The following is a 10,666-nucleotide window of genomic DNA, read 5'->3' on the forward strand; positions in this document are numbered from 1 at the left end:
ATTCTCTTAGAATCTTTCAAGGTTGTTTCATTGTTCAGTTATCAAAGAACTTGTCGCACCTCTTGAGTAGCAACTTGATCATGATACCTAAATCACATCTGCTTGTCAAGCATTGATTTGAAATCCAGGCAATTTTCTCCTTTTCTCAAGCCCTCTCTCGCGGTGCAAAGTTTATATTATCAAAGAGCCTATACCCTGTCAACCATTGATTCTATGGGCTTTTCCACATCTCCATCCCGGTCCAGATCTTGTGCTTTTCTCTTTTTCGACCACTAAATCTTCCCGAAAACAAATGCGCACCAGCGACAAACAGGAGGGGCTATAAGATCCCCTCCTGCCTGCCGCCGGTCTCTCTTATGTCATACATCCGGGCCTTTTCTCAGCGAATGATCAGTGTCAGCGGGTTCAATCCGCTGATCAAGTTCAAGATCGCGCTCGATTGGATCTGATCTGTCCAGTAGGCCCCCAAGGTTGTCCAGGAAAATATCTCAATCAGAAACATGAAAAAGCAGACATCGATAAGCCCGATTCCAAGCCCCATAAGGCCTCCCAGCATTCGGCTGATCCCGCTGATCACCGGTACGTGACTGGCCGTATCGATCAGAGCCGCGACAATCGCAACCAGGATTCTGGCGATCACAAGCGCAAGCAGGAAGGCGATGACCCGCATCAGCCAGCCCGTAATTGCAGCTGCCAGCTGATCTGCAAGATTCTTGCCCGCCTGGTCCACGGACTCCCGGATCGTCCCCTCCATCTGGTCTGTCGTAAGTTGAAGCTTCAGTTGCCCCTTCCGGTAGATTTTCTGCAGGGGCTCCGGTAATTTTGCGTAGATTCGATCTGCACAATCGTTGAGATAGGTCTCCATGAGGTTCAGAGGGAGTCGGGTCTCCTCCGAAATATCCCGGCCCAGTTTCGCCAGCGGCGATGCCTGATCCTGGATCTTCTTTTTCAGATCCTCCGTCACCTGCCTGGTCACAGTAGCCTTCTGCCTCTCCCACCGTGCCTGGGTCTGCTTCGCGACCTTCTCCTGGATCATTTCGTCGAGGGGTGTGTAATCCGTCAAGAGCCGGTCGATTTGAGGCGTAGCCAGCAGGACGAAGACCAGAATAAAGATCCAGGACAGCAGGCCGAAGAGCATCTTCAGGGCACCCTTTTTTGCGCCTCGAACCAGATGGATCAAAAGAATCAGCCCAAAAATAAGCAGGGCAATATTCACGTTTCCGTTTCCCATAAAACCACCTTACTTTAGCTTGACGTGTTCCTGTGTCCCCTCACAGATGAAAAGATACTCTCTGCTTGTGCTCCCGGGGATCACTTCAGTCACCGGACTCTTCAAATTCCCCATGAACTTGCGAGTCCCGGCCAGGTTATACAGTGCCAGCTTCTTCTCGGCGTAGAGCGCGACCTCATTGTTCTCAAGCAGTTCCGCCCGGCTATAGTTTGTGTCAAGCAAGGCGTCCGTCACGCGTCGGCCCCGATTGTTAAAGGTGCATAGCCTGGTCGTTGACTGCCCCGAGGCAGGATCGCCGACCGCGATATAGCCGAAATAATTCTTGTTGTAATAGACGCTCCGGATCTGCCCTGCCACCGGCAGCTCATTGAGCAGGCCCGGCTTCGCGTGATTGTGATAGATCAGGATTTTCTGATCCGTATAGACGAGCAAATTTCCGTCCTTGATATAGGCAATCTCCCCGATCAGGCTATCCTCGTAATCGAATTTCGCGACGATGTGTTTGTCGAGGTTCTTGCCGATTGCGCCAAAATCATAGATCTGAATCCCGGAGTTGACTTTTCCTCCGCTGACATCCACCAGGGCCAGGGCCAGGCGCTGACCGTCCGAGGAGAAGGCAATCGAAACCGGATAACCCGTTGTCTCCAGATGTACTTCTCCGCCGGCCGTCAGATTCCCGTCGATATTATAGAGGCGCAGATAACCCACTTTGTTGTTCTGCGTCAGAACAGCTACAGACCCATTGTCGGCGATCTTGGCCTCTACGACGGGGAGACTGCTTGTGATATGCGTTTGATTTCCGGTCTTCGAGAAGAGATAGATCCCGGTCCCGCCGCGGTCATAAATCATCAGATAGCCATCGCTCATCTCCACCTGCGGCGAGCTCATCTGATAGGACTGATTCCAGAGCAGATTTCCGCCCGTGCTCGTGTAAGAGCACCCGTCCACATTGTAGGCGAGAATATTGCCCTGAAAGAGAGTGTAGCTGGTCCCTCCCGCATCATCCAGTTTCTTGCTGGAAATAACGCTATAGGTCCTGTACTGCCGCCTGCTCTGCAGAAAAAGAGCGAGCAGGATCCCTCCCAGGAGAAGGAGGATCACCAGGATGATCCTCCAGTGCGCTCGAAAAAACTTCCGAAGTCCGGATCCGATTTCCTTCAACAAATCCATCACCCTATTCATCAAGCCCCAAAATCCTTCTCGTGGAGGATCAGGCGTCCCTCTGCATCACTCTTCTTGCTGCCCAGACGAGAAAATGTCCCCTTAATGCCTCGGGACTTAACCCGCGCCATCGCCTGATCCATAATCTCAATTACCTCGCTCAGGGAAGTGGGCTGATCGATCTTCTGGATCATATTGATGCGGTTGTAGAGAGCCAGGATACCCATCGAATCAACGGTGCAGCCATTGGTCTTGGCATAAGACCGGCCAAAAGCCACCAGTTCATCCGTCGTAAAGACCGGGATCCGGATCTCATTTGTGAACTTGGACGCGAAAGACCGGTTCATGGTAAACATCTTCTGCAGAGAGTCCATGTCTCCCTCGAGAATCATAAGCACCCCGCTTGTATCCGTATCCAGAAGCGTATTGAGTGTGGCGACAGATACTCTCGACAAATCACCCGCCTTCTCAATGATCAGGGCGCCCCCGCGAATTCTGTCGAACAGATTGATGACATTCTTCTCGTTGAGTTTATCCGCATTGATTTTCCCGACGGGGCCGCTGGGAAGCTGGATCTGCCTCTGCATGATTTCTATCACGCCGGTTGCCAGATTCGTCTTGCCGGACCCATCAAATCCCACGATCTTTAGGTGCGTTCTCTTGCCCTCGCCGAGCAGACTCTTCTTGACTCCCTCCAGAGCCCGGCTCAGGTGAGCCTCCATGCCCTCGATTGCGACATAAGAGGAAAAGCGATCCCTCTCCTCATCCGTCAACTTCCTTGGCAGATCATCTTCCCCGGTGTTCGCTCCCGTATTGTTATAGAAGATATTGGATGCCTGCATGCTCTCGACGGAGTTAAATTCCTGATCGTCCGTCACCCAGGACGCGCGGGTCGCCTGCATGTGGAAGGCCTCCTCGATCGCATCCCGCCTCGGCTCTTCCTCTGCTGCCTGCTCGGGGACCTCCTCCGGAGCCGGCGCTTCTTCCTCTTCCTCCTCTTCTTCGATCACAAATTCTTCATTGGCAAATCTGGAAGAGATATCGCCGCCCAGAACAGATGATGCGGCTTCTTCCGCCGTATCATCTGTCTCAGACGCAGCCTCCTCTGCCTCGTCCTCCCTCTCGGATGTGGCCTCTTCTGCCGTATCCTCTGTCTCGGATGCGGCCTCTTCCGCCTCGTCCTCCCTCTCGGATGCGGCCTCTTCCGCCGTATCCTCTGTCTCAGACGCAGCCTCTTCCGCTCCGTCCTCCGTCTCAGACGCGGCTTCTTCCGCCCCGTCCTCTGTCTCGGAGGCGGCCTCTTCCGATTCGCTCTCCGACTCTTCCCCTTCGGGCGCATCGGTCTGGCCCGGCTCACTGAAATCGTACTCAGGGATGATGGGGCCGTCATCGACCTCAGCCTCAGCTGCTACCTCCGTCTCAGGCATCACTTCCGCCTTGTCTTCTGCCTTTTCCGCTTCACCCACCGGCGCCTCTTTTTTGCTCAGGCGGTCGATCTCCCGCTGCAGCATGCTATTAATATCAGAAACCGCCTTGCGGGCCTCTCTGTAATCTACCTTTGATCCGTCCTCCGTGGCAGCGCCTGCTGCCGCTTGCAGTCTTGCCGAGGCATGATTTAGCATTTCCTCCTCCACAAGATCCTCAACCGACGCTCCGGCTTCCAGGCGGGGCAGGACTCCTGTCAGCCGCTCCATAATCTCATTGGCTTCCACCAGAGCCTGGGCCTTGGTTGACGCCAATTTCTTCTCTCCCGCCTGTCTTAGGGCCTCTTCCGCCTCCTTGCGGGTCTTCTCCCAGTCCTTCACCACATCTTCAATGGAGAGCTGGCCCGCAATCTGTATGTCATCCTCTGACCGGTCCGGAACATCCATCGAAATCTGACCGTCATCGTCAATCCCCAGGCCCTTGTAGCGGTCGCGCAGATCCTGATCAATCCGCTTCTGCGTCTCTTGCTCCCTCTGAACGCCCAATTCTCTCGTTCCCTCGGATACGCGCAGGAAGGGGAGCTCATCGGTCAGTTCCTTGATATTCTCCATTTTCTCCCGCACCTGATCCGGCGCTGTGGCCCTCATAATCTCCTCGATATTCTCCTTGATCTTCTCCTGCAAGTTGACCGTGTTGAACTTGGCCGACGGAATCGTGATCTCCGGAAGAGGCATGGTCGCAGACGACGTCCCCTCTCTGTCCGCCTCCTCGGTCTGGTTTGAGATCTCCTTGATCTCATCCCTGTGCTTGTCGCGAAGTTTTATGTAAATGTCCTCCTGATCGGGATCCAGGGGGGCATAAATCATCTTCAGTTCCAGAGCCTTCTCCACGTAAGGACCGTCTCCGAACCAGAGGATGATTTCATTGCAGAGATTGACGCACTTGTCAATCTGCCTGGTCTTCTGATAGAAGAGGGCAAGTTCCAAAGCCCAGTCCTCTAAGAAATCATGCTCCTTCAGGTCTTCCAGAATCGAGATCAAGTCCTCATCACTGGCGCCTCTGGCGCGAGAGAGCTGGTAATTAATGACATAGCGCAAGCTGTCATGGGGGGCAATCTCCAGGAACTCCGCATAATACTCCCGGGCCTCGTCGAATTCCTTCAGGCGAATGCAGACCAGGGCCAGGCGGTAAATCACCATCCGACCGATCGGACTTCTCTCATGCGCCAGCATGAGAAGTTCCTTGGCGCTGTCCAAGCGGCCGACCTCCTCATACAGTTCCGCCGCCTTCATCAGGGCATTGACGCTCGGCACCTTCCGCCAATTGGTCTCATCCAGGCGGCGGGCCGCTTCATCCATCTCTTTTTGCTCAATCAGACTGCGCACGCGATCGATCATTTCTTTGTATTCATATCTATCCACAATCTTGTCCTCTCGAAATTGGCTTCTAACTCTATAAACACCTGCAGCCGGTCGAAGACGACCGGCTGATCAGGTCTATTTCCTACCTGCCCTGTAGTAATTGATCAGACATCCGTCCAGGATAATCTGTCGCTCATCCTCGGTCATCGGGTCTAGATACAGATCAAAGGGAACCAGGTAACCCTCTCTGACCAGATAGGCCTTGACCTTCTTCTGCCCCTCTTCAATCACCCTGCGGATCCCGGGCACAAAGAGATAGTCCAGATTGGCAAAGGGGAGCTCTGCTCTTGGAATGGTAAATGGAATCATACCCCAGTTGATCAGGTTTGACCGGTAGCGCTTGGTGGCATACTCGTTGGCGATATTGGCCCAGCCCCCCAGGACCTTCTGACAGGAAGCCGCCTGTTCCCGCGCGCTTCCGTCGCCGGGCTTGACCGCGAAGATGGTGCTCCCCACCCCGATGACATGGCGGCTGATCTCAGGGAATCGTCCCTTGATCGCCTGCATAATTTCATGGAGTTCCGGAAGCGCCTCCCCCGGGCAAGAATCAGCTTCTATGGCCAGCTGTGCCTTCTGCACCTCCTTGGCGCGTCCGACATAGGCCGGGTCCCTGCGGGAGAGGGCGAACTCGGCCAGCTTCAGCGGGTTCGACCGATAGGAAGAAGTCTCTCCGGAGGGGATCAGCTCATCCGTCGTTGTCACCGGATCGTGAATCTCGGATACGACTTTCAGGATCAGGTTCTCCGGCAGAGGGCTCATCTGCGGCCAGTCCTTGATATTGGGGCCGAATTGCAGCTCTGCATCCGGATCTGCCTGCCCCTTGGAATCGAACACCCGCTTCCGGTAAATCGACCGGTCAAAGAAGTACTTGGGCTTCGTAAAGTCAGCATCCACATCTGTCGCCGCTGTCAGATAACCCCGATTAGCCGCAGTCGCCGCGATGGACCTGGCATCCATCAGGGCAACCGAGGAGATCTGGCCCTCCTGGATCTTGGATCCCTCGCGGTTGGGGAAGTTGCGGGTCGAGTGGCGAATCGAGAATCCCCCGTTGGCCGGGGTATCTCCCGCCCCAAAGCAGGGACCGCAGAAGGCCGTCTTGAAGACAGCCCCTGCCGCAATCAAAGAGGCGGCGGATCCGTCCCTAATCAGCTGCATATAGATCGGCATCGAGGCCGGATAGACGCTCAGACTAAAAGCATCCGAGCCGATATCTGCTCCCCGGAGAATATCCGCTGCGTCCGTAATATTTTCATAACCGCCGCCGGCGCATCCGGCGATGATCCCCTGGTCCACATAGAGCCGGCCGTCTCGGATCTTGTCCCTCAGAGAGTAGTGGACCTGATCACCCAGAGAGACCCTGGCCCGCTCGGTCACCTGATCTAAGATATCCGTCAGATTTCGGTTGACCTCCTCGATGGGATAGGTGTAGCTGGGATGAAAGGGCATGGCAATCATAGGCTTGATCGAGGACAGGTCGATCTCGATCATGCCGTCATAGTAAGCCAGCTTGCCGGGCGTCAGTCTCTTATAAGCCTCCTTGCGGCCGTGAATCTCGTAGAAGTCCTCTGTCTTCTCATCTGTAAGCCAGATCGAGGACAGGCAGGTGGTCTCCGTCGTCATGACGTCGATTCCGATCCTTGTGTCCATCGAGAGATTGGCCAGGCCGGGCCCGACGAACTCCATCACCTTGTTCTTGACATAGCCGCAGTCGAACACCCGCCCGATGATGGCCAGGGCGATATCCTGGGGCCCGACCCCCTTGGCCGGCTTCCCGGTCATATAGACGCCGACCACTTGGGGCAGGTCTATATCATAGGTTCTGCCCAGCAGCTGCTTGACCAGCTCAGGGCCGCCCTCTCCCATGGCCATGGTCCCGAGCGCGCCGTAGCGGGTATGCGAGTCGCTTCCGAGAATCATCTTCCCGGCTTCAGCCAACATTTCCCTGGCGTACTGGTGGATAACCGCCTGGTGGGGGGGCACATAGACACCGCCGTATTTTCTGGCCGCAGAGAGGCCGAACATGTGGTCATCCTCATTGATCGTACCCCCGACGGCGCAGAGACTGTTATGACAGTTCGTCAGAACATAGGGGATGGGAAACCGCTCCAGGCCGGAGGCTCTGGCCGTCTGAATGATTCCTACATAGGTAATATCGTGAGATGTCAGCTTGTCGAATTTGATTTTCAACTGCCTCATGTCGTCCCCGCAGTTGTGATCGCGCAGGATCTGGTAGGCAATGGTCTCTTTTCTTGCCTCCTCGCGGTCTGGAACCCTGCCGCCGGCAGCGCGAACTGCCTCCGCAACCTGCGGCCCATCGGCAATAATCTCTCTGCCGTCAAGAAGATAAGCGCCTGTTTCGAATAACTTCATACAATCCCCACATCCAAATCCTCCGTCGGAGGAATTCAACTCTGTCTCTCACATCTGCAGAAAGGCTCTGCACGAAAATTATAGGAAATGATCCTGACCAATTCAAGAATCCCCGGATTTGCGAAAAATCTTCAGGACCTTGTCCACCGTATTTTCTCCCTGCCCAAGCCCGCCTCCTCGCATCTCCCGGCCAAGAGCGTCTAAGTCCTCCCGGGTATTGCCGGGATCGGAGGCCTTGCTGTCGCCGCCGACTCTGTCGGCGTCGGCAGTCTTGCTCGCATCCGCAGCCTTGCCGTCTGCGACCTCCTCTTTCGTCTCATTTTCCGCCAGCATCCGGGCCCGTCTCTTAAAATACTCCGGATTGACTTGAATCTGTGATACCGGCCGCCCAGAAGAGGCTGGAACGGAAGTCCCGCTCAGGTCAGCTTCCTTCTCCTTCTCCTTGGCGATTCTCCGATTCTCCTCCTCAATGAGGCGCAGGTATTTCTGTGTATCCGCCAGGTCCTGCAGCTGGCCGTGGAGCTCCGTCTGATTGTTCCTGATATGCCGAAGCTCCGCCCCGACCGCATCCTTCATCTGCCGGTAGATCCCATCCATCTCCTCACTGGTCCTCTTGACCAGGTTCTGGATCTCCTCGAGGGAACGGTCCGTGTAGATCACAGAAGCCGCATAGATGTCTTCCGCCTTCTGCTTCGCCTTAGATATGATCTCCTCTCCCTTTCGCTTGTCCTCGCGATAGGCCTTGTCCCTCTCGGCCAAGGTTAATTCACGCTCATCCGGCATTCGGCTTGTCGCCTCCGTCAGTCGGTCCAGAAGATCGAGGATCTCCCGCTTATTGACGATGACATCCAGCTTGCTCTTCTCATACGGTTCTGCGTCTGCGAGAAGCACATGGATCTCACGCAATATCTTCTCGCTATCGTCTTTTGCGCTCATGAAAATCTCCCAATTTAACGCACTTGTTACGGCCCTAATCATACCATAAAAGGGCTGCGCTTGCCCTGCTTTAGCGTCGCCAAGTTTGACCTCTCAGGCGTCGATGAAAGTATCCGGGCCCTCCGAAAAAAAGACGCCACCGGTACAAGACCAGATGACATCCCTTTGTCCGAAGATCCGTATTTTCAAAAGCAATCCGGCTTTTTGCGCGCCGGAGGCCGCTTTCAAGCAAAAAACGCAGGACGTTACCCCGGTGGTTGACTCAACCCAGGCGTCCCCGAGGCACACGGGAATTCCTGCTTAGTGCTGCTTCATTCCTGACCTGACACGGTTCACAGGCTCTCATTGCTCGGGACCCGGATATCAACGCCACCTGCCGGGGGCGGCTCCTGCACCCCGCTATTATAGCGGCGACAAAGCCCCCCTGTCAATCTCGCGCCGGGCCGAAGCATCTCGCCAAGCACCTCGCGGGGCAGGGCAAGCATCCCGAAGTCGCTCAAGCCCCCGACCTGAAAGCGATGCCCTTCTCAGAATTCCTCCCGCTTATCTCCGGTCCTCTGCTTGTCCTTGGCCTCCCGCCGCAATTCCTCAAAGAAAGATCGGAGCAGGTCGGAGCACTCCTCTTCCAGAATGCCCTTCTCGATTTCCACCCGGTGGTTGAACTCCCGCATCTGCAGGATATTGATGACAGACCCTGCACTTCCCGCCTTGGGATTCATAGCTCCGATCACGACTTTTGGGATTCGGGCCTGGACGATGGCTCCCGCGCACATCTGACAGGGCTCTAAGGTTACGTAGAGGGTGCAGTCTTCAAGCCGCCAGTCCCCCAGCTTGCGGCAGGCCTTTTGAATTGCGCTGATCTCCGCGTGCTTTAGGACGCTGTGGTCGGTATTGCGCCGGTTGTAGCCCCTGGCAATCACCTTTCCCTCTCGCACAATCACACAGCCGATCGGGACTTCCCTGATTGCCTCCGCCTTCCTAGCCTGACGAATGGCCTCCTTCATATAGTATTCGCTGCTCTTCTCCATATCGGACTCCCTCACATGCGCATGGGCCATCTCTTCCCCCAATCAATCCTTCTCTCTGTCCCGACGCTTGCGATTATAGCAGATCCGGGAAAGAGAGACAGCCCACCGGGCATGACCTGCGCATGTTCCAAGGCTTAAAAATAGCCTCCGGAATCCCGAAACGAACTCTCTGCTCTCATCGTTCGCCATTCTTTTCCCTTTTATATCAGCCGTTTTGAAAGTTTTTGATAATTATTCGCATTTACTATTGACAGGGATTTTTTCATTGCTTACAATACAATCACATCAATTAAGTGAGTCCTAATCAGGACCTCGAAAGGAGTTTTCATATGTCAAAATGGGTATGCAGTGTTTGTGGTTATGTATTTGAGGGAGACCAGGCTCCCGAAGTTTGTCCCGTATGTAAGGCCCCCCGTGAGAAGTTCATCGAGCAGTCCGGTGAAATGACCTGGGCCGCTGAGCATGTGGTCGGTGTGGCAGCCGATGTTCCCGAGGATATCAAGGCGGACCTCCGCGCCAACTTCGAGGGTGAGTGCTCTGAGGTCGGCATGTATCTGGCCATGTCCCGCGTTGCTTTCCGCGAGGGCTATCCCGAGGTGGGCATGTATTATAAGCAGGCCGCTTATGAGGAGGCTGATCACGCCTCTCGCTTCGCTGAGATGCTGGGTGAGGTTGTGACCGACTCCACCAAGAAGAACCTGCAGCTTCGCGTTGAGGCCGAGAACGGTGCTACCGCCGGTAAGACCGACCTGGCCAAGAGAGCTAAGGCTCTGAACTTAGACGCCATTCATGACTCTGTTCATGAGATGGCTCGCGATGAAGCCCGTCACGGCAAGGCATTCGCAGGCCTCCTGCAGAGGTATTTCGCCTAAAGCGGACACTCTGCGCTTGCATGAAAAGGCCTCTCCGCCAAGCTTGTAGAGGGGATTCGGCATATCAAATCACATGAAAAAGAGGGTTGGCCTCCACGGACCGCAACTGCGCCAGAGCGCGGACGATCCGGCGGAGATCTGCCCTCTTTTTGGGGAGAAAGTGAGGGTTTTCAGGGTTATAGGACAAAACGTGTTGATGGCTAATCCCATTGATCATAGAAT

General features: G+C 55.0%; 7 protein-coding genes and 1 other RNA gene. 1 reads left to right on the top strand and 7 read right to left on the bottom strand.

Annotated elements, in window-relative coordinates:
* Positions 1 to 379: 379 nt before the first annotated feature.
* From ACO5R6_RS07145 to tadA, 7 genes are all read right to left on the bottom strand, one after another.
* Positions 380 to 1,231, bottom strand: a complete 852-nt coding sequence (locus tag ACO5R6_RS07145) for a CvpA family protein (protein WP_485626503.1) — start codon at positions 1,229 to 1,231, stop codon at positions 380 to 382.
* Positions 1,232 to 1,240: 9 nt separating this feature from the next.
* Positions 1,241 to 2,401, bottom strand: coding sequence for a DUF5711 family protein (locus ACO5R6_RS07150; protein ID WP_485626504.1), 1,161 nt, complete (start codon positions 2,399 to 2,401; stop codon positions 1,241 to 1,243).
* An 11-nt stretch (positions 2,402 to 2,412) separates the two neighbouring features.
* Entirely contained in the window at positions 2,413 to 5,214 is a 2,802-nt protein-coding gene (locus ACO5R6_RS07155; RefSeq protein WP_485626505.1) for a tetratricopeptide repeat protein, read from the bottom strand.
* Between the two features lie 99 nt (positions 5,215 to 5,313).
* A complete protein-coding gene (locus ACO5R6_RS07160; protein WP_485626506.1) occupies positions 5,314 to 7,608 on the bottom strand; it encodes a hydratase in 2,295 nt (764 codons plus the stop codon).
* Between the two features lie 102 nt (positions 7,609 to 7,710).
* Complete coding sequence (locus ACO5R6_RS07165) at positions 7,711 to 8,544, bottom strand: hypothetical protein (RefSeq protein WP_485626507.1); 834 nt, start codon at positions 8,542 to 8,544, stop codon at positions 7,711 to 7,713.
* A gap of 228 nt (positions 8,545 to 8,772) precedes the next feature.
* Positions 8,773 to 8,981: signal recognition particle sRNA large type (gene ffs, locus ACO5R6_RS07170), an RNA gene on the bottom strand.
* 90 nt (positions 8,982 to 9,071) lie between these two features.
* Positions 9,072 to 9,572 (bottom strand): tRNA adenosine(34) deaminase TadA, encoded by a 501-nt coding sequence (tadA, locus tag ACO5R6_RS07175; RefSeq protein ID WP_485626509.1) that lies wholly within the window; start codon positions 9,570 to 9,572, stop codon positions 9,072 to 9,074.
* A gap of 329 nt (positions 9,573 to 9,901) precedes the next feature.
* Here tadA and ACO5R6_RS07180 point away from each other — a divergent pair, with 329 nt between their 5' ends.
* Positions 9,902 to 10,444 carry an NADH peroxidase gene (locus tag ACO5R6_RS07180; RefSeq protein ID WP_485626508.1) on the top strand — a complete coding sequence of 181 codons (543 nt, stop codon included), beginning with the start codon at positions 9,902 to 9,904 and terminating at the stop codon, positions 10,442 to 10,444.
* Positions 10,445 to 10,666: the final 222 nt, after the last annotated feature.

The sequence above is a fragment of the Shuttleworthella sp. genome, assembly GCF_057251025.1.